This is a genomic window from Arenibaculum sp. (assembly GCF_035998295.1).
In the GTDB taxonomy this organism is placed as follows: domain Bacteria; phylum Pseudomonadota; class Alphaproteobacteria; order Azospirillales; family Azospirillaceae; genus DASYHS01.
This window is the reverse complement of sequence record NZ_DASYHS010000048.1, coordinates 1-26526: the sequence shown is the minus strand read 5'-3', so window position 1 is coordinate 26526 and position 26526 is coordinate 1. Positions and strand designations below refer to the sequence as shown.

Below are 26526 nucleotides of genomic sequence, written 5' to 3'. Positions count from 1 at the left end.
CGGCGTCGAGGAGACCATGACGATCCAGTTCGCCGGCGAGACGGTCAAGGGCGTGCCCGAGGCCGACGTCGACCGCACGACGGCGGCCGGCAAGGCGTCGTCGGTGCAGTTCGTCCATTTTCCCTTCACTCCCGGCCAGATCGCGAAGTTCCGCCAGCCCGGCGTGCAGGTGATCGTCGGCGTCGGCCACGACGCCTACGGCCACATGGCGGTGATGCCCGAAGCCGTGCGCGACGAACTGGCCAAGGATTTCACCTGAGGGTGAAGTCGACCGGCAGCGTCACCTCGACCGTCTCCGGAAGCGCTGCGTCGTCAGGCGGCGCGGGGAAGGGCTGTGCCCGACGCACCATCTCCTCCACCTCCCGGTCCAGCAGGCCGTGGCCCGAGCTTCGCTCGATCTTCCATTCCGAGACCCGACCGTTCCGGTCGACGGCGAGGCGGAGCACCGCCGTCCCCTCCTGGCGGCGCGTGACGGCCCGCATCGGGTATTCCTTGTGGCGCTCCAGCCACGACCGGATCTCCGCCAGGTAGCGCCGTAGCGCATCCGGATCGCCACCTCCCGGCCCGGTTCCGCGACTGCCGCCGGCGGGTGCCCCGGCCGAAGCGGGGCCGGCTGGCCCCGGCGTTGCGCCGGGCTGCCGTCCCGCATTTCCCGACGGCGTGGCGGCCGGCCGTGCCGCCACCTCCGGCCGGCTTTCGGCCGTCGTTACCTCAGCAGCGGGTGTCGGTGTCGGTGGCGGTGGGGGCTTGCGCGTCGGTGCGGGGGGCGGGACCATCGCCGTGCGCTCCGGCTCCGGCTCCGGCTCCGGCTCCGGCTCCGGCTCCGGCTCCGGCTCCGGCTCCGGCTCCGGCTCCGGCTCCGGCTCCGGCTCCGGCTCCGGCTCCGGTTCAGGTTGGGGTTCGGGCACCGGCTCGGGCTCGGGCTCGGGTTCTGGCATCGGTTCGGGTTGGGGCTCCGGAACCGGCAGGGGATCCGGCTGCGGCGGGGCGGCCGCGGCGTCCGGCGAGCCGGGTATGCCGCCCCCGCCCGGACCGGCGAGGTCGATCGTGAAGGCGCCACCTCCGCCTCCGCCCTGTCCCGCGACGGCGGCGGGCGGCGTGGCGGCGAGCCAGGCCGCGACGCCGGCATGCAGGCCCACCGCCAGCACGGTGCCGGCGACGGCGAATCGACGGTCGCCGGTGCTCACGTCCCCTCCGCCAGCAGCGTTACCCGCCGGATGCCGGCTGCGCGCAGCCCATGCAGGATCTCGACGACGGCGGTCGCTTCGGCGCCGGCATCCGCCTTCACGGTCAGCGGCCGCTGCTCGCCGCCGCCCCGTGCCCGCGCGACCCTTTCAGCCAGCGCCTCAGCCGAGGCGAAGATCTCGGTGCCGAAAGCCAGGCGCCCGTCGGCGCCGATCAGCACCACCTCTTCCTCTGGTGGCGCGGCCTCGCCGGCATCGGCCCGCGGCGCCTCCACGGGGAAGGCGTCGAGCCGTTCGAGCGCCCCGGCCACCATGAAGAAGATCAGCAGCAGGAAGACGACGTTGATCAACGGCAACGTGCCTTCATGCTCCGCGGCGGGGGAGGGGCGGCGCAGACGGACCATCGAACAGACCTCCTAGCGCGCCGCGCCGAGGGTGACCCGCGCCAGTCCCGCGCCGCGCGCCGCCGCCAGCGCGTCGACCGCGCGCTGCAGCGCCACGCCGGGCTCGGCCCGCACCACGACCGGCGGCGGCTCGGTGCGGGCGGCCAGCGCCGCCAGCCGCCGTCCCAGCGCTTCGCCCGCGACCGCTTCTCCGTCGAGCACGGCGCGTCCGTCGGCGGCCAGCAGCAGGACCACGGTGATCCCGTCGCCCTGCCCGCCACCGCGCGCGGGCGCGTCGAGGCCGATCGCTCGCCAGTTCCGGAAGTTCGACGCCAGCATGAAGAAGACCAGCAGGATGAAGACGACGTCGATCAGCGGCGTCAGGCCGATCAGCGTCCTCGGGCCGCGCCGGCGGCCGAGCTCGAACCCCATCGCGGCCTCACTCGGCTGCGAGGCGGGCGCGCGGCTGGGCCGCCGCCGGGCCGCGGGTGAAGATGCGGGTCAGCGCGTCCTCGAAGCCGCGCGCGGCATGGTCGGCATGCGCTTCCAGCAGGCCGTGCGCCGCCGCCGCCGGGATCGCGACGACGAGGCCCGCGGCCGTCGTCAGCAACGCGACCCAGATGCCGCCCGACAGGATCGAGGGATCGACCCGGCTTCCCGCCGCTTCCATCGCGCGGAAGGCGTCGATCATGCCGATGACGGTCCCGAGCAGGCCGAGCAGCGGGCTGAGCGTCGCGACCAGGGCGAGCGCCTTGAGGCCCGAGGCGACCCCGTCCAACTGCCGCTGGGCAAGGCGCGACGCTTCTTCGCGCAGCCGCGACTCGGGCGTATCGCCGGACAGGCGGCCGGCCGCCGCCCGGGCGAGGGCCGGGGCGGCCGGGCTCCGGTCGCCTTCGAGCAGGCGCAACGCCTCCTCGCCCCGGCCGGCTTCCCAGGCCTCCAGCGCGACCCGGGTCCGCCACCCGGGCCCGCTGCCGCGCAGCGCGAACCGCAGGAGCTTGGCGAGCACGATCGCCGTGGCCAGCACGGACAGCGCCGCCAGCACGTACATGATCGGCCCGCCGGCCTCGAGCAAGCCGATCAGCGAGCCGCCGGTCGTCGTCGGTTCCAGGTCCATCGGTGCCTTCCTCCGTGCCGTCGGGTGTCCCGTCTGTTACTGCAAATGCTAACGAGTCGCAATCGCATTGATCGGTTTCAGCGCGAGGGCCGGCAGCGACGTCGCCAGCGCCGCTGCGAGAAGGAACGGGCAGGCGGGGTGCAGTTCGAACGCGGTTCCTCCCAGCAGCGCCCCTGCGGCGTAGCCGAGCGTGTGGCTGGCCGAAAGCATGCCGGACGCCGCGCCCTGCTCGTGAGGCTCGACCGCGCGGCTGGCGCTGCTGACGTATGAGGGCAGCAGGAGTGCGGCGGCCGCGCCGGTCAGCGCGAAGCCTGCGCCGAACGCGACCGCGTCGTGGGCGAGCGCGAAGGCCAGCGCCCCGGCGGTGAGCGCGCCGGCCCCGGCGAGCAGCAGCGTGCGGGCCGCCGGCCGCCGGCGCGCGATGCCGGCTTGCACCGCCGCGGTGACGACCGCGCCGGCGGTCATCAGGCCGCCGAGCGCGCCCGCCGCGGCTTCGCCCGACAGCCCAAGCCGCTCCTGCATCAGCAGCCCGATCGTGTACAGCATCAGGCCGAGCGCGGTATGGGTCGTCCAGCCGGTCGCGAGCAGCCGCGCGATCCGTCCGTCGCCCCAGCGCAGCCGCGCACTGCCTGCGGCCGCGCTCGGCCGCCCTCCGCCGCTGCGCGACGTCAGCGCGAACAGGCCCGGCAGCGGGGCCAGCACCATCAGGACCAGCGGGCCGAGCGGGTGGAGCAGCAGGGCGCCCGCGCCCAGCGCCGGCCCGAGCGCCCGGCCGATGCTGGCGCCCGCGCTCAGGCGTGCGAATCGGGGAAGCCGCTCCTCCGGCGGGGTCACGTCGGCGATCCAGGCCTGGGCGACCGGCAGGATGCCCGACGCCGTCAGCCCGTGCGCGACGCGCGACGCGAGCAGCAGGGCGAAGGCCGTCTCCGGGCCGAGGATACCGGCCGCGGCGGCCACGACCACGGCGGCGAGCAGCAGGCTGCTGGCGAGATAGCCGCCGACCGCCATCGCCAGCACGGGCCGCCGGCCGAACCGGTCGCTGGCCCGGCCGAGCCGGGGCGCGCCGACCAGGAACATCAGGGTCCCGACCGCGAGCGCGAAGGTGAGCCGCCACGGCTGGAGGCCGGTGTGCTCCGCCAGCAACGGCACCAGCATGAACAGGACGGACTGCCCCAGGCCCATCGCGCCGGTCGCCAGGATCAGCGGCGTCATCACTAAACCCCTTGCAGATGAGAACGACTCGCATTATCAGTCGCAAACACCGGATTCGCCAGCCGATTGTTCGTGGCCCGGCCGAACCCCGTCCCGACCCTGCCGGAGGTAGCGTTCCATGTCGTTTGCCGTCCGAATGCGCGAGGAACCCGACCCGCTGGACCCGTCCGCGCTCGCCGAGCGCCACGCGTCGGCGGCCTTCCTGAACGCCCTGATGCGCGACTGGGCAGGCTGGCGCCTGCTGCCCGCAGCCGAGGCCCGGCGGTTCGATCCGGCCGGCCGCCCGGTCGCCGCCTTCCCGATGGCCCGATCGGGGATCACGGTGCACGCGATCCTGGCCCGCCGGTCGCTGGCCGGCCGTCACGGCTTCGCGTTGCCGCTGCTGGCCGAAGGGCCGGGCCTGCCGCCGGGCGCCGCCATCGGCCTGGACCGCTTCGCCCGCCTCGTCGCGGCCGAGCCGGCGATCGTCGGCGTGCTCTCCGATGCGGCCCGCGACGCCTTCCTGCGTCGCGTCGGCGAGAGCCGCGCCAACATTGCCGTCGCGCTGGCCGAACGGGGACCCGCCGACGGAACGGTCGACTTCGCCGACGCCGAGCAGGCGCTCCTGCTCGGCCACCCCGTCCACCCCACGCCGAAGAGTCGCGACGGCTTCTCGGCCGAGGACGCGCATGCCTATGCGCCCGAGCACGGCGGCGCCTTCCCGCTCGCCTGGTTCGCGGTCCACCGCTCGGCGGCGTCCGTCGCCACGACCGCGCCGGACCCCGACGCGCTGGTGCGACGGCCGGCGCTCGACGATCCGCAGCTCGGCGCCTGTTTCCTGGAGCGGGCGCTCCCCGGGCCGGACTGGACCCTGCTGCCCCAGCATCCCTGGCAGGCCGAGCGCCTGTTGCGCCTGCCCGAGGTCGCGGGCCTGGTGGCCGACGGCCGGCTGCGCCCCCTCGGCACCGCGGGCAGCCCCTGGCGGGCGACGACGTCGCTGCGCACGCTTCATGCGCCGCACGCCGCGCACATGCTGAAATTCTCGCTGGGCGTGCGCCTCACCAACTCGACGCGCGTGCTCCAGGCGCGCGAGGTCGACCGGGGCCTGCGCGTCGACCGCATCCTCGACGGGCCGCTCGGGCGCGAGCTTGCGGCGCGCTTCCCGGACTTCCGGGTCATGAGGGAGCCGGCGCATCTGTCGCTGCTCGCCGCGAGCGGCCCGGTCGCCGCCTCGACCGTGGTCCTGCGCGACAACCCGTTCCGCGGGCCCGGGCCGTTCGAGGCCTGCGTGCTCGCGACGCTGTGCCAGGACGATCCCTTCGGCGGCGAAGGCCTGCTCGCGAGGGTCGTCCGCGGCGCCGCGGCGCGCGAGGGCACAGACGCCGGGGCGGCGGCGCTGTCCTGGTTCGACCGTTTCCTTGCCGTCGCGCTGGAGCCGCTGCTGGTCGCGCAGGCGGATTACGGCCTGCTGTTCAGCGCACACCAGCAGAACGTCGTCCTCGGATTGGCGGGTGGCTGGCCCGCGGTGCTGCATTTCCGGGACTGCCAGGGAACGGGCTTCACCGGGCTCGGCCGCGACCTGGTGGCGCAGGCCCATCCCGAGCTGGCCGGCGACCTCGACAACGTCTTCGACGACGCGACGACCGCTCGTCTCGTTGGCTACTATCTCGTCGTCAACGCGGTGTTCGGGGTCGTCACCGCCCTGGCCGTCGCCGGCCTCGCCCCGGAACGCCTACTCCTCGACCGGCTGCGCGACGCCCTCGAACGCCTGCTGTCCCGGGGATTGCGGGATCCGTCCGCGGTCCGCTGGCTCCTGGAGTCGCCCCAACTGTGGTCGAAGGCGAATTTCCGCCTCGGCGCCGGGGGCGTCGAGGAGACGCTCGCCGACGGCAACCCCGCCGGCGCATACGTCCCGATGCCGAACCCGCTGGCGGCCGCCCCCGTCCTCGACCTGCGCCGGCCCGGCGCCGGGGAGCCCGCCGACCTCGCCGCCCGGCTGGCGGCCGTCTTCGAGGAGCGGCCCGGGACCGACCGGGTCCTGCTCGACGCGGACCCGGCCGCGCTGCCGCCGTCCCTCGTCCATGGGAACGACGCGCAAACCGGCCTGCCGATGTGCCGGCGCGCGGGCCTGCTGCAGGTGCCGCTGCTCTGGCACGGCCCGCGCCCGCCCGCCGCGTTCCCGTACCTCCTCGTGCCCTGCATCCATGGCGGGACCCATCCCCTGCGCCCGCCCGCGCCCCGTGGCCTCGTCTACGAGCGCTTCGTGCGCGAGGTCGGGGCGACGCTGTCGCTGCGCACGATCGACCCCGTCGCGGACCTCGACCTGTTCCACGGCTGGATGAACCAGGGCCGCGTCGCCTATTTCTGGGAACTCGCCAAGCCGAAGCCCGAACTGGCCGAGTACCTCGAGACCCTCGACGCCGATCCCCACGCCTATGCCCTGATCGGCTCGCTCGACGGTGAGCCCGGCTGCTACTTCGAGGTCTACTGGGCCAAGGAGGACCGGCTCGGCGCCCATTACGAGGCCGACGACTGGGACCGCGGCTGGCACTTCCTGGTCGGCAATCCGCGCCATCTCGGCCGGGCCAGGACGATCGCCTGGTTCCGCGCCATCAACCACTACCTGTTCCTGGACGAGCCGCGGACCCGTGCCGTCGTCGGCGAGCCGCGGGCCTCGCACGTCAAGATGCTCCAGCACGCCTCGGCGGCCGGCTTCGACAAGGTCAAGGAGTTCGACTTCCCGCACAAGCGCGCGGCGCTGATGCGTTGCGAACGGGACCGGTTCTTCGAGGAGATACTCCGGTGACGGCCGCGCTCGCGCAACGGGCGGCGCCGGACCCGCTGGACGCGGCGGTCCGCACGCTCGGCGACGGCGCGCTGTGGCGGCTGGTCAACCGCCGGCTGATCGCCAAGACCATCTCGGAGCTGTCCTGGGAGGAGGCGTTGCGTCCCGTCGAGACCGGGGCCGGCGGCACCTTCGAGCTGCCCCTCGATTCGGGCGCCACCTACGCCTTCCGGGGCCGGCGGCGCATCTGGGGCCAGATCGCGGTCGAGCCCGCCTCGATGACGCGCCGCGCCGGCGGCGCCGAGGGGCCGGCGGACGATGCCTGCGGCTTCTTCGTCGACGCCCGCGCCGAACTTGGCGCGGACGCCGCGACGCTCGCGACCTACCTGAAGGAGCTGTCGAGCACGCTGCTCGCCGACATGCGGGTCGCGGCCGCGAATTCCGGCATGGACGCCGCCGCCCTGGCGGCGCTCGATCCCGACCGGCTGCAATGCCGGCTGGAAGGCCATCCCAAGGCGCCCGCGAACAAGGGCCGCATCGGCTGGGGGCTGGAGGACCACCTCGCCTTCGCCCCGGAATCGGAGCCGACGTTCCGCCTGGTCTGGATCGCGGCCGACCGGGAGCGCTGCCGCCTGTCGCTCGCCCCGGACCTGGACGAGGAGGCGCTGCTGGAGCAGTCCCTCGACGCGGCCGAGCGCCTGCGCCTGCGGGCCGCCTGCCGGGCGGCGGGCGTCGATCCGGACCGGTACGTCCTGATGCCGGTCCATCCCTGGCAATGGACCAACGCGGTCCTGCCCCATTTCGCGGGCGAGATCGCTTCCGGGCGCATCGTCCCGCTCGGCAGCTTCGGCGACGCCTATCTCCCTCAGCAGTCCCTGCGCACGCTCGCGAACGCCGACCGGCCGGGACGGCTGCAGGTGAAGCTGCCGCTGACCATCCTCAACACGTCCTGCTGGCGCGGCATCCCCGGCCGCTACATGGCCGCCGGCCCGAAGCTGTCCCGCTGGCTGGCGGACATCGCCGCCACCGACCCGGTGCTCGCCGACGCCGGCACCATCGTGCTCGGCGAGGTCGCGGGCGCCTTCTACCCGCATCCCGTCTACGAGCGCCTGCCCGACGGCCCCTACCAGTTCCACGAGATGCTGGGCGCGATCTGGCGCGAGAGCGTGGAGCGCCATCTGCGCCCCGGGGAGACTGGAGTGATGCTGGGCGCGCTCCACCACTGCGACGACGCCGGGCGGCCGCTCGCCAGCGCCTGGATCGAGCGCTCGGGCCTCGGGCACGCCGAATGGCTGGAGCGGCTGTTCGCGGCCGTTGTCGTGCCGCTCTACCACTTCATGTGCCGGTGGGGGATCGGCTTCATCGCCCATGGCCAGAACCTGACTCTCGTCCTGAAGGACGCCGCTCCCGTCCGTCTCGCGGTCAAGGACCTCCAGGGGGACTGCGACGTGGTCGACCCGCCGTTCCCTGAGCTGGGCTCGCTGGAGCCCGCGGCGCTGGCCGTACTGCCGAAGCGGCCGGCCGCGCACCAGATCCACGACCTACAGACCGGCCATTTCGTGACCGTGCTGCGCTTCCTGTCCGAGCGGCTGACCGCCGCGGACGGCTTCCCGGAGGAGGAGTTCTACGCCGTCCTCGCGCGGGTCCTGCGGCGCTACCAGGCCGCCAACCCGGACCTCGCGCCGCGCTTCCGCCTCTACGACCTGTTCCGCCCGACCATGGAGCGCGTCTGCATCAACCGCGCGCGCTTCCGCATCGGCTACGGCGACGCAGCCCAGCGCCCGGTGCCCGAGTTGGGCAGCGACCTCGCGAACCCCCTCCACCGCTTCGATCCCGTCCGCGGCGAGCCAACGGAGACCCCCCGCCCATGACATCCGACGTCCTCGACCTGGCCGGCATCGGCGCCGGCCCGTTCAATCTCAGCGTCGCGGCACTGCTCGACCCGATCGAGGAGGTGAAGGCGCTGTTCCTGGACCGGTCGCCGCGGTTCGCCTGGCACGCCGGGCTGATGCTGCCCGACGCGCGGCTGCAGACCTCGTGGCTGAAGGACCTGGTGAGCGCGGTGGCGCCGACCAGCCCCTATTCCTTCACCGCCTATCTGGTCGCGCGCAAGCGCTTCTACCGCTTCCTCAATGCCGGTTTCGACCGCGTGCTGCGGCGGGAGTTCGCCGACTATCTCTCCTGGGTCGCCGAACGGCTCGACACCGTGCGCTTCGGCGTCGAGGTGCGCGAGCTGGACTTCGCTGACGGGGCCTTCACCCTGCACTGTTCGGACGGCACGCGGCGTGCCCGCAACCTCGTCCTGGCCACGGGGGTGCGGCCCTTCGTGCCGGAATGGGCACGGCCCCATCTCGGGCCGACCTGCTTCCACGCCGGCCGCATCGCGACCCTCGCTCCCGATTTGGCGGGCAAGCGGGTCGCGGTCGTCGGCGGCGGGCAGACGGGGGCGGAGGTGTTCCTGCACGCCATCTCCGACGGGGCCGGCGCGCCGGAGCGGGTCTTCTGGCTGAGCCGCCGCCCCAATTTCGAGCCGATCGACGAGACCGCGTTCACCAACGAGTACTTCACTCCCGGCTACGTGCGCCGCTTCTACGAGCTGCCGACCTCGCGCAAGGCCCGCATCGTCGAACAGCAGAAGCTCGCCGGCGACGGCATCTCCGTCGAGACCATCCGCGAGATCTACCAGCGGCTCTACGTGGCCCAATGCCTGGAGAGCCGGGATCCGGCGGCGCTGATGCCGAACCGCGAGGTGGTGGCGCTCGAGCCGGGGACGGGAGGGTGGCTGCTGACCGCGCGCAACGGCCTGACCGGTACGCTGGAGACGATCGCGGCCGACGTCGTGATCCTGGCGACCGGCTTCGCCGGCGCGTTCCCCGATTGCCTGGGACGTCTAGCCGAACGCATCCGCTTCGACGCCCAGGGCCGGTTCCGGCTCTCGGCCGCCTTCGCGGTCGAATGGGACGGCCCGCCCGCCAACCGCATCTACGCCCAGAACCTCGGCCGCTACAGCCACGGCATCGCCGAGCCGCAACTCAGCGTCATGGCTTGGCGCGGCGCCACCATCGTCAACGACCTGCTGGGCCGTCCCGCCTACGACACGGACGACGCGCCCGACCTCGTCGCCTGGGACGCCGCCGGAGCGGACGCCGGCCCGACGATCGGATCCCCGCGCCTTCACCACGCGCTGGGGGCGTGAGCGATGCGCATCTTCCTGCTGCCGGTCCTGGTCCTGATCCTGGCATTCGCGTCCGCCGCGCGCGCCGACAGGCTGGAGGTTCCCCACGCGCTCGGCACGGCGGTCCTGGAGGGCGTGCCGGAACGGATCGTCGTGCTCGACCTGGCCTATGCGGAGGCCCTCGCCGCCGTCGGCGTCTCTCCGGTCGGCGTCGCCGATCTCGCGGGATACCGCCAGTGGGTCGGCGTGGGCGCCGAGCGGCTGGCGGGCGCCGCCGACGTCGGTACCCGCCAGGAGCCGAGCCTCGAGGCGATCGCGGCGTTGCGCCCCGACCTGATCCTCGGCCCGGCCTTCCGCCATGCCGCGATTCACGACCAGCTCTCGGCGATCGCGCCGACCGTTCTGTTCGAAGGCTTCCCGGCCGACGGCCAAGGCCAGTTCGAGCAGACGGTCGAGGATTTCCGCGCGGTCGCCCGCATGGTCGGGCGCGAGGAGGAGGGGGAGCGGGTCCTGGCCGATATGGACGCCGTGCTGGACCGGGGCCGGGAGCGGCTCGCGCAGGCAGGGCTCGCCGGCGCGCCGGTGCTCGTCGCCCAGTTTCTGCCCGGCTCACCCTCGCCGCGGGTCTTCACCGACGGCAGCCTGGTCGACGGCGTGATCGATCGTCTCGGCCTCGTCAATGCCTGGAAGGGTCCTGCCGAACGCTTCGGCTTCACCACCGCGGGCATCGAGTCCCTCGCCGCGATCCGCGACGCGCATCTGCTCCACATCGTCCAGCCCGGGGACGACGTCTTCCAGCGCCTGGGTGCCAACCCGGTGTGGCCGCGGCTCGACTTCGTCGCGAACGACCGCGTCCATGCCCTTCCTTCCGACACCTGGACCTTCGGCGGCCCGCTTTCGGTCTCGGCCATGGCCGGGCGCGTCGCCGACGCCCTCCTTCCCTGACACTACGAAAAATCGAGAAACGACGATGACGCCTATCGCCTTCGATCCCTCCCGCGTCGTGACCGCGAGCCTGCTCGCGGCGGTGCTCGGCGCCTGGGCCGTTCCCGCGGCCGCGCAGTCGGGTGCCACGTCGGATGCCACGACGGGAGCCACCAGCCTCGACGCCATCACGGTGACCGCCACGCGCGGCGGGGGCGGGCGGCCGATCTCGGCGATCCCGGGCTCGGTCACCATCATCGAGCGCGATGAGATCGATCGCCAGGCCGTCGTCTCGCAGGGGCTCGGCGACCTGCTCGGCCAGTTCGTGCCGGGCTTCGGCCTGTCGACGCAGTCCGCCAGCAATATCGGCCAGCAGATGCGCGGGCGCGACTTCCTGGTCCTGATCGACGGGGTCCCCCAGTCGACGCCGCTGCGCAGCGCCTCGCGCGACCTCAACACGATCGATCTGTCCGCGATCGAGCGGATCGAGGTGATCCGCGGCTCGGCCGCGACCTACGGCTACGGAGCCACGGGCGGCACCATCAACATCATCACCCGGGCGGCCGAGGGCGGCGGGCCGAACTTCAAGACGGAGCTGGGCCTCGACCTGTCGCTTTCCCATCCCGCCGACAGCCTGGGCGGCGAGTTCGTGCAGAACGTCAGCGGGGCCGCCGGGCGGCTGGACTACTCCCTCACCGCCTCGGGGGAGAAGATCGGCAGCTACTTCGATGCCGACGGCGACCGCATCCCGCCCGATCCCTACCAGCAGACCGGTCTCTCCGACAGCACGGTGCGCAACCTGCACGGCAAGGTCGGCCTGCGCCTGACCGACGACCAGCGCCTGCAGCTGAGCGCGCTCTACTACGACCAGGAGCAGGACACCGACTATTCGACCGACCTCACCAATGCCTTCGGCCGGCCGACGGGCAAGGTGCGGGCCATTCCGGGCAGCCCGCCCGGCGAGAACACCGGGACCGAGAACCTCGTCCTCAACCTCGAGCATTCGATCCAGGACGTGCTCGGCAGCGACGTTACGCTCCAGGCCTACTACCAGGACTACGAGACGGTGAACGCCTACTACCTGCCGAACCGGTACCAGTCCTCGATCACCTCGAAGAAGCTGGGCCTGCGCGCGGCGGTCGAGACGCCACTGCCCAGCCTCGGGGGCGCCACCGTCACCTGGGGCGCCGACTACCTGTCCGACGAGACCGGCCAGCCCCTGCTCTCCACCGCCGTGCCGCTGCCGGCCGGCACGAGCTATGTCCCGGACATCGAGCAGACCAGCATCGCCCCCTTCCTGCAGCTCGAGGTGCCGGTCGGCGAGCGGCTGCTGCTGCGCGGCGGCGTGCGCTACGAGACGATGAAGCTCGACATCCCGACCTTCACCAACACCCGCGTGGCCGGCGGCGTGCTGGTGCCCTACACGACGGTCCAGGGCGGGCAGCTGCGCTACCAGCAGGCCGTCTACAACCTCGGCGCCGTCTATACGCTGACCGACGACATGGACGTCTTCGCCGGCTTCAGCCAGGGCTTCTCGGTCGCCGATATCGGCCGGCTGCTGCGCGCGACCAACGCGCCCTCGATCGACGTGATCAATCCCGAGGCGCAGGTCGTCGACAACTACGAGATCGGGCTGCGCGGCGACTGGGGCGCGGCCGAAGGATCGGTGACCCTGTTCTTCAGCACCTCCGACCTCGGCAGCACCTATGCCGGCCCGCCGAACTTCGATCTGCTGCGCCAGAAGGAGGAGATCTACGGCGTCGAGACCACCTTCGCCTACCGGCCCTCGGCGCTGTGGGCCGCCGGCGGCACCTTCACCTGGTACGAGGGCGAGACCGACACGAACGCCGACGGCGAGCTCGACCGCTACCTGGACGGCACGCGCATCGCGCCGGCCAAGCTGACCCTGTTCGGCGAGTACAACCCGTTCCCGGAATGGCGCAACCGGCTCCAGCTCCTGGCCGTCGCCGACCGCGACCGCTTCGACGGCACCCGCGCCTTCGAGGGAGAGGTGAACGGCTTCGTGACGCTCGACCTGATCTCGGAGCTGGACGCCGGCCCCGGCACGCTGAAGCTCGGCATCGAGAACCTGCTGAACCGGCAGTACATCACGCCGGTCGGGCAGGCCTCCAACATCCAGTACGCCTACGCGGCGGCGCGCGGTGCCCGCGCATCGATCCGCTACGCGATCCGCTACTGACGGGCGCCGGCATGGTGCGGAACAGCGGGGGCGGGGCGGTGCTCGAAGGACGCCGCCTCGTCTTCTCGGCCGGCGGCCGGACGATCGTCGGGGGGGACGGCGGCGTCCACCTGGCGTTCCCGCCCGGAAGCGTCACGGCGCTCGCGGGGCCGAACGGATCGGGCAAGAGCACCCTGCTGCGCCTGCTGGCCCGCCTGATCGAGCCCAGCTCGGGCGAGGTGCTGCTGGACGGCGCCGACGCCCGCCGGCTCGGCCGGCGCAGCTTCGCGCGGCGCGTGGCGCTGCTGCCCCAGACGCCGGAGATCCCCTCCGGCGCCACGGTCTGGGACCTGGTCGGCTTCGGCCGGAATCCCCATCGCGGCCTGTTCGACGGATTCTCGGCCGAGGACCGCTCCGCGATGGCCTGGGCGGTGGACGCGACCGGCCTGCCGGGCCACCGCGACCGCACCGTCGAGACGCTGTCCGGCGGCGAGCGCCAGCGGGCCTGGATCGCGATGGCGCTCGCCCAGCGCACCGACGTGCTGCTGCTCGACGAGCCGACGACGTATCTCGACATGCGCCATCAGGTCGAGGTGCTGGAACTGCTGCGAGGGCTCAACCGGCGGCTCCGCCTGACGCTGGCCTGGGTGCTGCACGACCTGAACCAGGCGGCGGCCTACAGCGACCGCATGGTTCTCCTGAAGGACGGCCGCATCCATGCCGAGGGGGCGCCCGGCGAGGTGGTGACGCCGGGCCGCGTCGCCGCCGTGTTCGGCCTGGACACGGTGATGGTGCCCCATCCCGTGACCGGGATGCCCATGTGCCTGCCGAGCTGGAGCGCCCCCGGCGCTTCGGGTGCGCCGTGACGGCCGGGGACCTCGTGCGCGGTTCCCGGCGCGGCGCGGCGCGGCCCGGCTCCCGCCCGCTGGTCGCAGCAAGCGCCGCCGCGGGCGGCATGTTGCTCCTGGTGCTGCTCGCCGCCGCGCTGGCCCTTCCCGGCGACGGGGCGGGCGACGACCCGGAGCTGCTGCGCGCCCTGGTCCTGCACCTGCGCCTGCCGCGCGTCGCGGCGGGCGTGCTGGCCGGCGCGGCGCTCGCGGTCTCGGGGGCGCTGTTCCAGTCCGTGACCCGCAACCCGCTCGCCTCGCCGGGCATACTGGGCGTGACGGCGGGCGCGCATCTGGCGCTGGTGATCCTGCTGGTGTTCCTGCCGGCCTCCGGCGTGCCGCCGCTGCTCGCGGCTTTCCTGGGCGGCACCGCGGCGGGCCTGGCGGCCTATGCCGTCGCGGGCGGCATGCGTGCCAGTCCCGTCGGCCTGGCGCTCGCGGGGGTGACGCTGTCGCTGGCGCTCGGCGCGCTGGCCGGCGCGATCACCCTGTTCCACGAGACCGCGGCCGCAGGCCTGTTCATCTGGGGGGCGGGCTCGCTCGCCCAGCCGGACTGGGCCGGTCCCGCCGAGGCGCTGCCCCGCGTGGCGCTCGGCATCCTGCTCGCGCTGCCGCTCGCCCGCGCCCTCGACCTGACGGCACTCGGCGAGGATGCGGCCCGCTCCCTCGGCCAGAACGTGGCCGGGCTGCGGGCCGGGGCGGCCGCGCTCGCGATCCTGCTGGCGGCGGCGGCGGTCTGCCTGGCCGGGCCGATCGGCTTCGTCGGGCTGGTCGCCCCCAACCTGCTGCGCCTGATCGGTATCCGCCGGCACGCCGTGCTGATCCCGCTGTCGGCGCTGTGGGGAGCCGTGCTGCTGCTCGCGGCCGACCTGCTCGCCCGCACATTCGGCGGGGAGGCGTTGCCGGCCGGCATCGCGGCGGCGGCCGTCGGCGCGCCCCTGCTGGTCTTCCTGCTCCATCGGCGCTCCGCGTCCATGCCGTCCTCGCGCCGGCACGGGACCGTGCTGCGGCCGCTCGGCCTGCCGCCGGCGCCGGCCGCCGCGGCCGCCGTGGCGGGGTTGGCCGTCGTCGGCGTGCTCGGCGTGTCGGCCGGCGCCTCGGGCCTGTCGCTGGGCTGGCTGTGGGGCGAGGCGGCCGGGCCGCTGGCGCTGGTCGATCTCCGGCTGCCGCGCCTGCTGGTCGCGATGCTGGCCGGGGCCATGCTGGCGGCGAGCGGCACGATCTTCCAGGGTGTCACCCGCAATCCGCTCGCGAGCCCGGACCTGATGGGCGTCAGCCAGGGGGCGGGGCTGGCCGCCCTGGCGGCGCTGCTGATCGTGCCGGGACTTTCGCTGGGCGCGATGCAGGCGGCCGCGCTCGCCGGCGGGGCCGGGGTGTTGGCGCTGGTCCTGCTGCTGGCCGGCCGCGGCGTCGCCTCGCCGGAAACACTGGCCCTGACGGGTATCGGCGTCGGCGCCTTCTGCGCGGCCGCGAGCAGCTTCGCGGTCGCCGAGGCGGGGCTCCAGGTGGCTCAGGCGCTGGTCTGGCTCGTCGGGTCGACCTACGGCCGGAGCTGGCCGGCGCTGGAGTTCCTGCTGCCCTGGGCCGTCCTGCTGCTGCCGGCCGCCCTGCTGCTGGGACGGTGGCTCGACCTCCTGGGGCTCGGCGACGACGCGGCCCGCTCGCTCGGCCTGCCGGCCGCGCGCGCGCGCGTGCTCCTGCTGGCGGTCGCGACCGCGCTGGCCGCGTCGGCGGTAGCGGTGACCGGCACGATCGCCTTCGTCGGGCTCGTCGCTCCCCATGCGGCGGCGATGCTGTGCCGCGGCGGCTATCGCTGGCGCCTGCTGGTGGCCGCCCTGCTCGGTGCCCTGCTGCTGGGAGCCGCGGACCTGATCGGCCGGGTCGCGCTGGCCCCGCGCGAGCTGCCGGCGGGGCTGGTGACGGCGCTGCTCGGCGCCCCGTATTTCCTGCTGATCCTGCGCGCGGTCAACCGCGCCGGCCCCCGGAGCCGATGATGCCCGACCGATCCTCCGTACTCCTGCGGTCCGCGGACGCGCTCGTACGCGGGCTGGGCGTCGATCCGATCGGCATCGCGTCCCGCGCGCCGGAGGGCTGCGTGGCAGGCGACGCCCTGCTCGGCGAGGGTTTGGCGGCCGCGCTCGCCACCTACGGTGCGCGCTGGCCGGGCGGCGACCCGCGGGCCGTCGGTTCGGATTGGACCAAGGCGTATTTCCGGACGGTTCTGCCGCCCTTGCTGGCGCCGGTCTTCGCGGGCGTGGTGATCACGGCCGCCCCGTCCGACCTCTGGGTACGGACCGAGGGCGGCGAGCCCGTCGCCGTCCATCTGCGCACCGGCGCCGCGGTCCGCGGGGAGCAGCGGGACCCGGCCGACCTCGCCCCGTTCTACGGCGCCCTGCTCGGCCGGCACGCGGCGCGCGTCGTCGCGGCGGTCCGAGAGGCGAGCGGCCTCAGCCCGCGCGTCGCCTGGTCCAACCTCGGCGGCCTGCTCGCCTTCGCCTACCGCACGCTGGCCGGGCGCCCGGAGCTTGCCGGGGCCGCCGCCCGCCATGCCGAGGCGGTCCTGGGGCGGCCGGAGGTGCCGTGGTTCGACGGCCGCAACCCCCTGCTCGACCCCGTACGCACCATACCGGTCGGCATTCCGGGCCTGCCGGAGGTCGCCCATGTCCGCCGGGTCTGCTGCCTGCGCGACCGCCTCGGCCAGACCTTGTGCCTCAGTTGCCCGCGCCTCGACCTGGATGGGCGGGTAGCCCTCTACCGTGACTTCCTCGCGCAGCGCGCGAGAGAGGCTTGAACCTTCCGGGGCGGCGAGGCATGATGCCGCGGTCAGGGGTTTGCGGATCGCACGACCATGTCCCAGCGCCAGCCAGCCGGCACGAGCCGTTCGACGGGTCCTCGCCCGACCCATGCCGCCCAGCGGGTGCCGCCCACGGGGCTGCACGGCCGCAGCGGCACGCTTCAAGGCAGCTTCGCGGGCCGCCCGACCTGGGTGCGCCATGCGCCGCCCGCCCCCGGTCCGGGCCGGACGGTCCAGGCCAAGGGGGCCATGGACCTGCCTGGGGGCGGCTGGGCGTCGTCGCTGCCCGACGGCATGGCGATCCCTTCGGCCGGCGGCCGGCCGCTGCCCGACGGCGTGCGGCAGCGGATGGAATCCTTCTTCAAGACGGACTTCTCCGACGTGCGCGTCCATGTCGGCTCCCACGCCTCGGCGATCGGCGCGGTCGCCTTCACGATCGGGTCGAGCCTCCATTTCGCGCCCGGGCAGTTCCAGCCCGAGACGCCACGCGGCCTGCAGCTGATCGGGCACGAGCTCGCCCATGTCGTCCAGCAGCGGGCCGGGCGCGTCCGCAATCCGTTCGGCCAGGGCGTCGCGGTCGTCCAGGACCACCATCTCGAGGCCGAGGCCGACCGTCTCGGTTCGCTGGCGGCGACCCGGCCGGCGGGCTGAGCTCCCGCCTCAGTTCAGCTGCTCCTCGGGATACACGCCCCAGAACTCGGTGCGGGCGAGCCAGCCTTCGTAGCCCTCCACCTCGACCTCGCACCAGTCGGCCCGGCAGCGCTGGAGCGTGCCGACGACCCCGGGCTCCAGCCGGGCCACGGCTGAAGCCGCGGGCTCGGGCGACCGCCTCAGGCTTCGGACGTCGCCGGTCACGACGATGGCGCGCCGGCCGGACAGCATGCTCTGATGCACCCAGCCCTCGGCACCTTCCCAGTCCCTGATTCGCCGCCAGGTGTCGAACTCCGCCGTGATCTCGACCGGGACGTCCTTGCGCACGAACACCCATTCGACGGGGTAGCGCGTCCCCGGGCCCGTGCGCACGTTGACCTCTCCCGAGCGCAGCGTCACGAAGCGCGGGATCGGCAGGCCGGTCGGGCGGGCGACGCCGGCCGCGGGGGCCTGGGCGGCGGCGATGCCGGCGGGAAGGGCCGGCAGGAGGCAGGCAAGCAGCAGCAAGGTCTTGGCACGGAACATCCTGGTCGGCCGTCCATCGGGGCAGGGGGGTGGTCGGCGCGGACTATAGGCCGGACGGCGTTTCGGCGGAAGCCCGGGCGCACCCCTGGACAAGCGTCGCACGGCCTTGGTACAGCAAGGGGAAATCCGGGGAGGAGACGGCCGCCATGCCCGAAAGGAAGAAGCCGCTCGTTATCGTCACGCGCAGGCTGCCCGACGTGGTCGAGACGCGCATGATGGAGCTGTTCGATACGCGCCTCAATCTCGACGACGAGCCGATGGACGCGGCCGCCCTCGTCGAGGCCGTCCGCACGGCCGAGATCCTGGTGCCGACCGTCGCCGACCGGATCGACTCGGCGATCCTGCGCGAGGCGGGGCCGCAGCTGCGCATGATCGCCTCCTTCGGCACGGGCGTCGACCACATCGACGTGGAAACGGCGCGCCAGCGCGGCATCGTCGTCACGAACACGCCGGGCGTGCTGACCGAGGACACGGCGGACATGACCATGGCGCTGATCCTCTCGGTCTCCCGCCGCCTCGCGGAGGGCGAGCGCCTGGTGCGCTCGGGCCAGTGGAAGGGGTGGGGGCCGACGACGATGCTCGGCCACCGCATCTATGGCAAGCGGCTCGGCATCATCGGGCTGGGGCGCATCGGCCAGGCGCTGGCACGGCGCGCGCGGGGCTTCGGCCTGTCGATCCACTACCACAACCGTCGCCGCGTCCACCCCGAGATCGAGGCCGAGCTGGAGGCGACCTACTGGGAGAGCCTAGACCAGATGCTGGCGCGCATGGACGTCGTCTCGGTCAACTGCCCGCACACGCCCGCGACGTACCATCTGCTGTCCGCGCGCCGCCTCAAGCTGATGCGCTCCCATGCCTATGTCGTCAACACCTCGCGCGGCGAGGTGATCGACGAGACGGCTCTCGCGCGCATGCTGGAGAAGGGCGAGCTGGCCGGCGCGGGGCTGGACGTGTTCGAGCACGAACCCGCGATCAACCCTAAGCTGCTCGCCCTAGACAACGTGGTGCTCCTGCCGCACATGGGCTCGGCCACCATCGAGGGCCGCATCGACATGGGCGAGAAGGTGATCGTCAACATCAAGTCCTTCGTCGACGGGCATGCCCCGCCCGACCGCGTCATCGCGACGATGCTCTGACCGGGGCGCCAGGCCGGGGCGCCGGGCCGGGGCGTTTGCGGGGAACGGGGGATTGCCTGTATCATGAGGTCCCAAGCCGGGCTTCGCGATGACCGGGGCGATCGAACGATGGACGACCGCGATCTGTCCGTTGCGCCCGGCGGGATCTCTCCTCGGCGGAGGTTCCTGCCGGCTCTCCTCAAGGCCGTGCTGCCGCTTCTCCTGATCGGCGGCACGGCGGCCGTGCTCGTCATGCTCCACCGCGACGGCACGCTGCGCACGTTCCTCGACCGCCAGTCCATGCTGGGGATGATCGCGGTGGTGCTGGTCGTCAACGCGGTCGGGTTCAGCTTCGTCTACATGGCGTCGTCCGCCTGGAAGTCGATCAAGCGCGACCTCGGGCGTGACGACGACTGGTAGGCTCAGGCCGTGAGCCGCAGGCGCACCTCGACGACGCCGGGCTCGTCCGGGCTTTCCCGTCGGGAGAAGCCGAGCTCGCGGCACATGGCCAGCATGGTGGTGTTCTCCCGCAGCACTTCGCCGTAGACCTCGGCGATGCCGCGCGAGCGGGCATAGTCCATGATCGCCGTCATCAGCAGCAGGCCCAGCCCCTGGCCCTTCATGTCGCTGCGCACCATCACCGCGTATTCGGCCTCGACGTTGTCGGGATCGGCGGTGATCCGGACCACCCCGTGGATCTCCTCCCGGCCGTCGGCGTCCGGCGCCACCGCGACCAGCGCCATCTCGCGGTCGTAGTCGATCTGGGTCAGCTTCGCCGCCATCTGGTGCGACATGCGCTTGATCGGCGCGAAGAAGCGCAGGCGGATGTCGTCGGGGGTCTGGCGCTCGAACATCTCGTGCAGCAACGGCTCGTCTTCCGGCCGGATCGGCCGCACCAGGAAGCCGCGACCGTCCTTCAGGGCGACCGTCCGCTCCAGCCGCTTGGGATAGGGGCGTATCGCTAGGCGCCGCGTGCTCGGCAGCGCCGGCGGTGCCACCCGGATGCGGGCGTCCAGGGCCAGGACGCCGGCGTCGTCGCACAGCAGCGGGTTGATGTCGATCTCCGCGATCTCCGGGAAGTCGGTCACGAGCTGGCTCACCTTGATCAGGGTCAGCGTCGCGGCGTCGACGGCGGCGGCGGGCTGGTTGCGGTATCCCTGCATCAGCCGCCACACGCGCGTGCGGCTCATCATCTCGCGCGCGAGGTTCGTGTTCAGCGGCGGCAGGCCCAGCGCGTTGTCCTGGAGCACCTCGACCGCGACGCCGCCCTGGCCGAACAGGATGACCGGGCCGAACAGGACGTCCTCCGTCATGCCGACGATCAGCTCCAGGGCTCCCGTCTTGGAGATCATCTCCTGGATCGTGAAGCCCTCGATCCGCGCCTCGGGCTTCAGCCCCGCGATGCGCTCCAGCATCGCCTTGGCCCTGGCCCGCACCTCCTCGGGGGTTTCCAGGCGCAGCGCCACTCCGCCGACGTCGGACTTGTGGGTGATGTCCGGCGACAGGATCTTCAGCGCGACCGGCCGGCCGATGCGCCGCGCCGCCTCCATCGCCTCGTCCGGCGTGGCCGCCTTCAGCGTCTCGACGACCGGGATGCCGTAGGCGGCCAGGACCTGCTTCGCCTCGAACTCGCCGAGCCATGCCCGGCCTTCGGCCAGCGCCGCCTCGATCACCGCGCGCGCCGCCGCCTCGTCCGCGTCGAACTGCTCGGGGACGCTAGCGGGCGTCTCCATCAGCAGCTCCCGGTTCCGGTGGAAGTCGACGAGATGCATGAAGGCGTGGACCGCCTTGCCCGGCGTGTCGTAGGTCGGTATCCGATGGGCGGAGAACATCCGCCTCGCCTGGAGAGCCGCGGCCTCGCCGAGCCAGCTGGTCAGCACGGTCCGGCGGCGGCCCTTCAGCGTCTCGATGACGGCCTCGGCCGCCTCGGTCGAATCCGCGACCGCGGTCGGGCAGTTCAGCACCAGGATCGCGTCGATCCCCTTGTCGTCGAGCAGCGCCGCCATCGCGTCGGCATAGCGCCGGCCGGTCGCGTCGCCGATGATGTCGACGGGGTTGCCCCGGCTCCAGGTCGCCGGCAACACGCCGTCCAAGCGTCCGAGGGTCGCGTCGTCGATCCGGGCGAGCCGCCCGCCGCGCTGCATCAGCGTGTCGGTGGCGAGCACGCCGATCCCGCCGCCGTTCGTCAGGATCGCGAGCCTGTCGCCGCCGGCCTGGACGCCCATCGCCAGCGTCTCGGCCGCGTCGAACAGCTCGTCCAGCTCGTCGACCCGCAGGATGCCGGCCCGGCGGAAGGCCGCGTCGTAGACGGCGTCCGATCCCGCGAGCGCGCCGGTATGGCTCGCCGCCGCCCGGGCCGCCTCCTCCGTGCGGCCGGCCTTGATCACGATCACCGGCTTCTGGCGCGCGGCCGCGCGGGCCGCGGACATGAACTTGCGGGCATGCGTGATCGCCTCGACGTAGAGGAGGATCGCCCGCGTCCCGCCGTCGGCCGCCAGATAGTCCAGCAGGTCGCCGAAATCCACGTCGGCCATCGATCCCAGCGAGATCAGGTGGCTGAAGCCGATGCCGCGCGAGCCGGCCCAGTCGACGATCGCGGTCACGACCGCGCCCGACTGGCCGACGAGGGCAAGCTCGCCCTTCAGCGGCGGCACGTGGACGAAGCTCGCGTTCAGGCCGCGCCCCGGCACCATGACGCCGAGGCAGTTGGGGCCGATGATGCGCAGCAGGTGGGGCCTCGCCGCGTCCAGCATCTCCTGCTGGAGCCGGCGGCCCGCCTCCCCGCTCTCGCCGAAGCCGGCGGTGATGACCACCGCCGCCCGCGTACCCCGCCGTCCCAGCTCGTCGATCAGCCCGGGCACGGTCGCGGGCGGGGTGCAGATCACCGCGAGGTCGGGCGTGACCGGCAGCTCGGCGACGGAGTTGTAGCAGAGCACGCCCTCGATCGAGCGCTCGTGCGGGTTGACGGGCATGATCGGCCCGTCGAAGCCGGCATTGAACAGGTTGCGCGCGACGACCGCGCCGATCGATTTCGGCCGGCGGCTCGCCCCGATCAGGGCGATCGAGCCCGGCTTGAGCAGGCGGTCGAGATTGCGGATGGTCATGGCCGGGCTCCGTTCCGCCGCGGGCCGCCGGGGAGATCGGCTCCTCGACGGCCCGCGGTGCAGTCGCATGCGGTGCAGTCGCGTGCGGCGCAGCATAGGCCCCGGGGCGGGGGGCCTCAATTCCGGAACACTACCTATCTCGGCAGCCCGCTACGCCGCCCGGGCGGTCAGGCGCCGCCGCGTTCCCGGTAGTTCCGGATCGCGGCTTCGATCAGCGCCCCGGCCTCGTCGGCCTCGGCCCAACGCTTGATCTTGACCCATTTGCCCTTCTCCAGGTCCTTGTAGTGCTGGAAGAAATGGGCGATCTGGTCGATCAGGATCTCCGGCAGGTCGCGATAGGAGGCGACGTCCGTGTAGAACGGGTGCAGTTTGTCGACCGGGACCGCCAACACCTTCTCGTCCTGGCCGGCCTCGTCCTCCATGATCAGCGCGCCGATCGGCCGCGACCGCAGGACGGCGCCCGGCATCACCGGGGTGTTGCCGACCACGAGCACGTCGCAGGGATCCCCGTCGTCCGACAGCGTGTGGGGAATGAAGCCGTAGTTCGCGGGGTAGTACATGGCCGTGTGCAGGAACCGGTCGACGTAGAGCGCGCCGGACTCCTTGTCGACCTCGTACTTGATCGGCTCGCCGCGCAGCGGAATCTCGATCACGACGTTGACGTCCCAGGGCGGGTTCTTGCCCACCGGGATCTTGCTGATGTCCATCCGTGTTCCCTTTGCTCCGACGCCTTCCGGCGGCGCCTTCGAACGGCGGCGGAGTTTAGGGCAAAGCTCCCGGCGAAACCACCGCCCCGAAGGTGTCCGATCGTCGCGGGCGGGCCTGCCCGTTGTTGCTTGCAATCGCGGCCGGGCGGAGCCGAAAGTGCGGCTTCGGTTCCCCGGAGGAAGCATGTCGTTCCTCGCCCGTATGCTGGCCCTGACGCTCGTTGTCGCCGCCGTCCCGCTCCTGCCGGCGCATGCTGCCGAGCCGCTCCCCCGGCACGCGATCGCGATGCACGGGGAGCCGGACCTGCCGGCCGGCTTCGCGCATCTCGGCTACGTGAACCCCGACGCGCCCAAGGGCGGCAGCATCCGGCACGGGCCCCCGGGCAGCTTCGACAGCCTCAACCCCTTCATCGTCCGGGGGCGTCCGGGACAGGGCCTCAACCTCACCTACGAGACGCTGCTGACGCGGAGCTGGGACGAGCCGTTCACCCTCTACGGCCTGCTGGCCGAGACGGTGACAGTGCCCGACGACCGCGCCTGGGTCGAGTTCACGCTGCGCCCGGAGGCGCGCTGGCACGACGGGCGGCCGGTGACGGTGGACGACGTCCTGTTCTCCTGGCGCACCCTGAAGGACCTCGGCAGCCCGCGCTACCGCACCTATTACGCCAAGGTGGCCCGGGCCGAGCGCACCGGGGAACGCTCGGTCCGCTTCACCTTCGCCGAGGGGACCGATCGCGAGCTCGCGCTGATCATGGGGCTGATGCCGATCCTGCCCGAGCACTGGTGGGAAGGTCGGACCTTCGACGAGACGAGGCTGGAGCCGATGCTGGGCAGCGGCCCCTACCGCGTCGCCTCGGTCGATCCCGGCCGCACGCTCGTCTACCGCAAGGTCGAGGACTGGTGGGGCCGGGACCTGCCGATAAGCCGCGGCCGGTTCAACTTCGACGAGGTCCGCTACGACTACTATCGCGACGAGAGCGTCTCGATCGAGGCGTTCAAGGCCGGGGCGTACGACTTCCGTCGCGAGGTCGACCCGACGCGGTGGGCGACGGCCTACGAGGGGCCGCCGCTCGCCGACGGCCGCATCCGCATGGAGGTCCTGCCCCATTCCCGCCCCGAGCCGCTGCGGGCCCTGATCTTCAACACGCGCCGGCCCCTGTTCGAGGACCGGCGGGTGCGCGAGGCGCTCGGCTACGCGCTCGACTTCGAATGGATGAACCGCGCGCTGTTCCGCGGCGCCTACACCCGCAGCGCCAGCTTCTACCCGAACTCCGAGCTCGCCGCGCGGGGACTGCCCTCCGAGGCGGAGCGCGCGCTGCTCGACCCCTGGAAGGCCGAACTGCCGGCCGAGCTGTTCGAGCGCCCGTTCGCCCCGCCGAAGACCGACGGCACCGGACCGGCGGGGATGCGGGCCAACCTGCGCAAGGCGGCGGCCCTGCTCGACGAGGCGGGCTGGCGGGTGCGCGACGGCCGGCGCGTCGATGCCGCCGGCCGGCCCTTCAGGTTCGAGATCCTGCTCGTCGATCCCGCCGACGAGCGCATCGCGCTCGAATTCTCCCGCGGCCTCCGGCGGCTCGGCGTCGAGGCGCGGGTGCGCACCGTCGACAGCGCCCAGTACCGCGCCCGCATGAACCAGTTCGACTACGACATGACCCTGAACTTCTGGGTCTCGACCCTGTCGCCGGGCAACGAGCAGATGGTGTACTGGAGCAGCGCCGCGGCGGACCAGAACGGCAGCCGCAACTACGCCGGCGTCCGCAGCCCCGTGGTCGACGCGCTGGCCGGCGGGCTGGGGCACGCCCGCACGCGCGAGGAGCTGGTGGCGGCGGTGCGCGCCCTCGACCGCGTCCTGCTCTGGGGGCATTACGTGATCCCGCTCCATCACCTCGCCGACGAGCGCGTCGCCTATTGGCGCACGCTCGCCCACCCGGAGCGGACGCCGCTCTGGGGCCCGATCGTGGAGACCTGGTGGAGCACGCGCTGACGCAAGGACCCGGTCAGGCGCCCATCTTGCGGGCCACCAGCTCGGCGAGGTTCGCCTCCGGCCGGGCGCCGATGTGGCTGATCACCTCGGCGGCGGCGATGGCGCCGATGCGGGCGCAGTCCGCCGGCGGGCGTCCGCGCGTGTAGCCGTAGAGGAAGCCGGAGGCGAACAGGTCGCCGGCGCCGGTCGTGTCGACCAGGCGCCCGACCGGTTCCGCCGGGACGCCCACGGTATCGGTCGCGGTCACGACGACCGAGCCCTTCTCGCTGCGCGTCAGCACCGCGACCTCGCAGCGGCCGCGCACGGCGGCGACGGCCTGGTCGAAGTCGTCGACCTGGTACAGCGACATGATCTCGTGCTCGTTGCCGAACAGGATGTCGACGTGCCCGTCCACCAGTTCGGAGAAGGAGTCGCGGTGGCGGTCGACGCAGAAGCTGTCCGAAAGCGTCAAGGACACCTTGCGCCCGGCCGCGTGCGCCAGCTGGGCCGCCTTGAGGAACGCCTGCTTGGCCTCCGGCCGGTCCCAGAGGTAGCCTTCCATGTAGGTGACGCTCGCCGACCCGATCAGGACGGGATCGATGTCGTCGGGGCCGAGTTCGACGCAGGCGCCGAGATAGGTGCTCATCGTCCGCTGGGCGTCCGGCGTGACCAGGATCAGGCAGCGCGCCGTGGGCGCGCCCCCGGTCGACGACGAGCTCTCGAAGCTGACGCCGACCGCGCGGATGTCGTGCCGGAACACGGCGCCGAGCTGGTCGTCCCGCACCTTCCCTATATAGGCGCCGCGCCCGCCGAGCGAGGCGAAGCCGGCCATCGTGTTGCCGGCCGAGCCGCCGGACATCTCGATCCCCGGACCCATGCGGGAATAGAGCTCCTCCGCGCGGGCCGCATCGATCAGCGTCATCGCCCCCTTCTCGATCGCGTTCTCGACCAGGAAGCGGTCGTCCGCGTGGCTGATGACGTCGACGATCGCGTTGCCGATGCCGACGACGTCGAAGGCGGCCTGGGACATGGGGCGGTTCTCCTGGTGTGGGGCTCGTCGTGAAGTTGCGGACTATAGCGCCCCGACTCGCGACCGCAAGCCCGCCGGGCGGGTGGGCCGCCGAGGAATTCGGGCGGGCGTGGGGGTATGTGGGGGTATGTGGGGGTCGTGTGGGGGTTTGTGGGGGTGGGGGTCGGGGATGGTGGAAAGTTCCCTCTCCCGAGCGAGCCGGAGGCCTGAATGGCTTTCTATAAGACATGCGGGAATATTCCCTCTCCATGTGGGGGAGGGAAGGGGCTCATGTGAAAGTATGGGAAGGGGGTGATGGTGGTTCAGTAATGGCGAGGGCGTAACCCCTCACCCTCCCGCCGCTTTACGCGGCGGGCCCCTCCCTCTCCCTATGGGAGAGGGGTGAAATCTACTTGCGGCGGGTTATCGACTTGAGGGCGCGGCGCTCGCGGCGGTTCAGGGGCGGCTCGGCGGCGAGTTCGGCGACGACGGACGGCAGCATGGCCGTCAGGTCCAGGTCGTCCAGGATCGGGGCGGGAACGGGCTTTGCCAGTTCGATCGCGGGCAGGCGGCCGTTGCCCTTGCCGTTCATGCCGTGGAGCTGCATCAGCCGGTCGATCGCGCGCAGCGCGTGGCCGGTCTGGCCGTTGGCGATCGAATGCTCGACCAGGTGGGCCAGCCAGGCCTCCAGGCGCTCGAACATGGCGGCGTGGCCGGCCTCGCGGGCGGCGGACAATGTGGCCACCCGCTCGCCCATGCCGGGCTCGGCCAGCAGCGTCTCGCCCGCGGCCGGGTCGGCGTAGCCGATCATGCGCGCCGCGGTGGCGGGAGTG

General features: G+C 72.9%; 23 protein-coding genes. 13 read left to right on the top strand and 10 right to left on the bottom strand.

Features of this window, described 5'->3' with window-relative positions; all coding sequences use genetic code 11:
• The coding region (locus VGO20_RS05285) for a DUF3501 family protein (protein ID WP_327501255.1) at window positions 1-259 on the top strand (259 nt) is incomplete at its 5' end.
• On the opposite strand, the gene VGO20_RS05280 is transcribed toward VGO20_RS05285, so the two are convergent.
• Genes VGO20_RS05280 through VGO20_RS05260 form a run of 5 tightly spaced genes read right to left on the bottom strand, consistent with a single transcriptional unit; the run spans window position 252 to window position 3896 of the window.
• Window positions 252-1187: an energy transducer TonB gene (locus VGO20_RS05280; RefSeq protein WP_327501254.1), complete on the bottom strand. Its 936-nt coding sequence runs from the start codon at window positions 1185-1187 to the stop codon at window positions 252-254. The genes VGO20_RS05285 and VGO20_RS05280 overlap by 8 nt on opposite strands.
• Window positions 1184-1588, bottom strand: coding sequence for an ExbD/TolR family protein (locus VGO20_RS05275; protein WP_327501253.1), 405 nt, complete (start codon window positions 1586-1588; stop codon window positions 1184-1186). Before VGO20_RS05275 ends, VGO20_RS05280 begins: the two co-directional genes overlap by 4 nt.
• Window positions 1589-1600: 12 nt before the next feature.
• Entirely contained in the window at window positions 1601-1999 is a 399-nt protein-coding gene (locus VGO20_RS05270; protein WP_327501252.1) for an ExbD/TolR family protein, read from the bottom strand.
• Window positions 2000-2006: 7 nt separating this feature from the next.
• Window positions 2007-2684: a MotA/TolQ/ExbB proton channel family protein gene (locus tag VGO20_RS05265; RefSeq protein ID WP_327501251.1), complete on the bottom strand. Its 678-nt coding sequence runs from the start codon at window positions 2682-2684 to the stop codon at window positions 2007-2009.
• A gap of 48 nt (window positions 2685-2732) precedes the next feature.
• Window positions 2733-3896, bottom strand: a complete 1164-nt coding sequence (locus VGO20_RS05260; protein WP_327501250.1) for an MFS transporter — start codon at window positions 3894-3896, stop codon at window positions 2733-2735.
• Between the two features lie 118 nt (window positions 3897-4014).
• On the opposite strand from VGO20_RS05260, the gene VGO20_RS05255 reads away from it, so the two are divergent.
• From VGO20_RS05255 to VGO20_RS05215, 9 genes are read left to right on the top strand one after another with little or no spacing between them, the layout of a single operon-like run.
• Window positions 4015-6681, top strand: a complete 2667-nt coding sequence (locus VGO20_RS05255; RefSeq protein WP_327501249.1) for a GNAT family N-acetyltransferase — start codon at window positions 4015-4017, stop codon at window positions 6679-6681.
• On the top strand, window positions 6678-8531 hold the full coding sequence (locus tag VGO20_RS05250; protein WP_327501248.1) for an IucA/IucC family protein: 1854 nt from the start codon (window positions 6678-6680) through the stop codon (window positions 8529-8531). Before VGO20_RS05255 ends, VGO20_RS05250 begins: the two co-directional genes overlap by 4 nt.
• A complete protein-coding gene (locus VGO20_RS05245) occupies window positions 8528-9856 on the top strand; it encodes a lysine N(6)-hydroxylase/L-ornithine N(5)-oxygenase family protein (RefSeq protein WP_327501247.1) in 1329 nt (442 codons plus the stop codon). The genes VGO20_RS05250 and VGO20_RS05245 overlap by 4 nt, the downstream gene beginning before the upstream one ends.
• A gap of 3 nt (window positions 9857-9859) precedes the next feature.
• Window positions 9860-10780 (top strand): ABC transporter substrate-binding protein, encoded by a 921-nt coding sequence (locus tag VGO20_RS05240; RefSeq protein WP_327501246.1) that lies wholly within the window; start codon window positions 9860-9862, stop codon window positions 10778-10780.
• A 25-nt stretch (window positions 10781-10805) separates the two neighbouring features.
• On the top strand, window positions 10806-12959 hold the full coding sequence (locus VGO20_RS05235) for a TonB-dependent receptor (protein WP_327501245.1): 2154 nt from the start codon (window positions 10806-10808) through the stop codon (window positions 12957-12959).
• Window positions 12960-12970: 11 nt separating this feature from the next.
• Window positions 12971-13804 carry an ABC transporter ATP-binding protein gene (locus VGO20_RS05230; RefSeq protein WP_327501244.1) on the top strand — a complete coding sequence of 278 codons (834 nt, stop codon included), beginning with the start codon at window positions 12971-12973 and terminating at the stop codon, window positions 13802-13804.
• Window positions 13759-15819, top strand: a complete 2061-nt coding sequence (locus VGO20_RS05225) for an iron chelate uptake ABC transporter family permease subunit (protein WP_327501243.1) — start codon at window positions 13759-13761, stop codon at window positions 15817-15819. The genes VGO20_RS05230 and VGO20_RS05225 overlap by 46 nt, the downstream gene beginning before the upstream one ends.
• Entirely contained in the window at window positions 15819-16616 is a 798-nt protein-coding gene (fhuF, locus tag VGO20_RS05220) for a siderophore-iron reductase FhuF (protein ID WP_327501242.1), read from the top strand. Before VGO20_RS05225 ends, fhuF begins: the two co-directional genes overlap by 1 nt.
• 57 nt (window positions 16617-16673) lie before the next feature.
• On the top strand, window positions 16674-17270 hold the full coding sequence (locus VGO20_RS05215) for a DUF4157 domain-containing protein (protein ID WP_327501241.1): 597 nt from the start codon (window positions 16674-16676) through the stop codon (window positions 17268-17270).
• A 9-nt stretch (window positions 17271-17279) separates the two neighbouring features.
• Here the strand turns inward: VGO20_RS05215 and VGO20_RS05210 are convergent, their stop codons facing one another.
• Window positions 17280-17795 carry an SH3 domain-containing protein gene (locus VGO20_RS05210; protein WP_327501240.1) on the bottom strand — a complete coding sequence of 172 codons (516 nt, stop codon included), beginning with the start codon at window positions 17793-17795 and terminating at the stop codon, window positions 17280-17282.
• A 146-nt stretch (window positions 17796-17941) separates the two neighbouring features.
• On the opposite strand from VGO20_RS05210, the gene VGO20_RS05205 reads away from it, so the two are divergent.
• On the top strand, window positions 17942-18931 hold the full coding sequence (locus VGO20_RS05205) for a 2-hydroxyacid dehydrogenase (protein ID WP_327501239.1): 990 nt from the start codon (window positions 17942-17944) through the stop codon (window positions 18929-18931).
• Between the two features lie 108 nt (window positions 18932-19039).
• Window positions 19040-19330, top strand: a complete 291-nt coding sequence (locus VGO20_RS05200; RefSeq protein ID WP_327501238.1) for a hypothetical protein — start codon at window positions 19040-19042, stop codon at window positions 19328-19330.
• A 2-nt stretch (window positions 19331-19332) separates the two neighbouring features.
• Here VGO20_RS05200 and VGO20_RS05195 read toward each other — a convergent pair whose 3' ends face one another.
• Window positions 19333-22014: a bifunctional acetate--CoA ligase family protein/GNAT family N-acetyltransferase gene (locus VGO20_RS05195; protein ID WP_327501237.1), complete on the bottom strand. Its 2682-nt coding sequence runs from the start codon at window positions 22012-22014 to the stop codon at window positions 19333-19335.
• A 167-nt stretch (window positions 22015-22181) separates the two neighbouring features.
• A complete protein-coding gene (gene ppa / locus VGO20_RS05190) occupies window positions 22182-22721 on the bottom strand; it encodes an inorganic diphosphatase (RefSeq protein ID WP_327501236.1) in 540 nt (179 codons plus the stop codon).
• Window positions 22722-22905: 184 nt separating this feature from the next.
• On the opposite strand from ppa, the gene VGO20_RS05185 reads away from it, so the two are divergent.
• The gene (locus VGO20_RS05185) at window positions 22906-24705 is read left to right on the top strand and encodes an extracellular solute-binding protein (RefSeq protein WP_327501235.1); all 1800 of its coding nucleotides are present in this window, start codon (window positions 22906-22908) and stop codon (window positions 24703-24705) included.
• Between the two features lie 13 nt (window positions 24706-24718).
• On the opposite strand, the gene VGO20_RS05180 is transcribed toward VGO20_RS05185, so the two are convergent.
• Both VGO20_RS05180 and VGO20_RS05175 read right to left on the bottom strand, forming a co-directional pair.
• Window positions 24719-25714, bottom strand: a complete 996-nt coding sequence (locus VGO20_RS05180; protein WP_327501234.1) for an adenosine kinase — start codon at window positions 25712-25714, stop codon at window positions 24719-24721.
• A gap of 388 nt (window positions 25715-26102) precedes the next feature.
• Window positions 26103-26526: hypothetical protein (locus VGO20_RS05175; protein WP_327501233.1), on the bottom strand; the 424-nt coding region annotated here is incomplete at its 5' end.

Bases quoted from the DNA above. Each gene is read 5' to 3' on its own strand.
- VGO20_RS05195 (WP_327501237.1), bottom strand. From the start codon at position 22,014: ATGACCATCCGCAATCTCGACCGCCTGCTCAAGCCGGGCTCGATCGCC.
- VGO20_RS05205 (WP_327501239.1), top strand. From the start codon at position 17,942: ATGCCCGAAAGGAAGAAGCCGCTCGTTATCGTCACGCGCAGGCTGCCC.
- VGO20_RS05180 (WP_327501234.1), bottom strand. From the start codon at position 25,714: ATGTCCCAGGCCGCCTTCGACGTCGTCGGCATCGGCAACGCGATCGTC.
- VGO20_RS05260 (WP_327501250.1), bottom strand. From the start codon at position 3,896: ATGACGCCGCTGATCCTGGCGACCGGCGCGATGGGCCTGGGGCAGTCC.
- VGO20_RS05215 (WP_327501241.1), top strand. From the start codon at position 16,674: ATGTCCCAGCGCCAGCCAGCCGGCACGAGCCGTTCGACGGGTCCTCGC.
- VGO20_RS05270 (WP_327501252.1), bottom strand. From the start codon at position 1,999: ATGGGGTTCGAGCTCGGCCGCCGGCGCGGCCCGAGGACGCTGATCGGC.
- VGO20_RS05200 (WP_327501238.1), top strand. From the start codon at position 19,040: ATGGACGACCGCGATCTGTCCGTTGCGCCCGGCGGGATCTCTCCTCGG.
- VGO20_RS05255 (WP_327501249.1), top strand. From the start codon at position 4,015: ATGTCGTTTGCCGTCCGAATGCGCGAGGAACCCGACCCGCTGGACCCG.
- VGO20_RS05240 (WP_327501246.1), top strand. From the start codon at position 9,860: ATGCGCATCTTCCTGCTGCCGGTCCTGGTCCTGATCCTGGCATTCGCG.
- VGO20_RS05245 (WP_327501247.1), top strand. From the start codon at position 8,528: ATGACATCCGACGTCCTCGACCTGGCCGGCATCGGCGCCGGCCCGTTC.
- VGO20_RS05230 (WP_327501244.1), top strand. From the start codon at position 12,971: ATGGTGCGGAACAGCGGGGGCGGGGCGGTGCTCGAAGGACGCCGCCTC.
- VGO20_RS05235 (WP_327501245.1), top strand. From the start codon at position 10,806: ATGACGCCTATCGCCTTCGATCCCTCCCGCGTCGTGACCGCGAGCCTG.
- fhuF (WP_327501242.1), top strand. From the start codon at position 15,819: ATGCCCGACCGATCCTCCGTACTCCTGCGGTCCGCGGACGCGCTCGTA.
- ppa (WP_327501236.1), bottom strand. From the start codon at position 22,721: ATGGACATCAGCAAGATCCCGGTGGGCAAGAACCCGCCCTGGGACGTC.
- VGO20_RS05210 (WP_327501240.1), bottom strand. From the start codon at position 17,795: ATGTTCCGTGCCAAGACCTTGCTGCTGCTTGCCTGCCTCCTGCCGGCC.
- VGO20_RS05265 (WP_327501251.1), bottom strand. From the start codon at position 2,684: ATGGACCTGGAACCGACGACGACCGGCGGCTCGCTGATCGGCTTGCTC.
- VGO20_RS05185 (WP_327501235.1), top strand. From the start codon at position 22,906: ATGTCGTTCCTCGCCCGTATGCTGGCCCTGACGCTCGTTGTCGCCGCC.
- VGO20_RS05275 (WP_327501253.1), bottom strand. From the start codon at position 1,588: ATGGTCCGTCTGCGCCGCCCCTCCCCCGCCGCGGAGCATGAAGGCACG.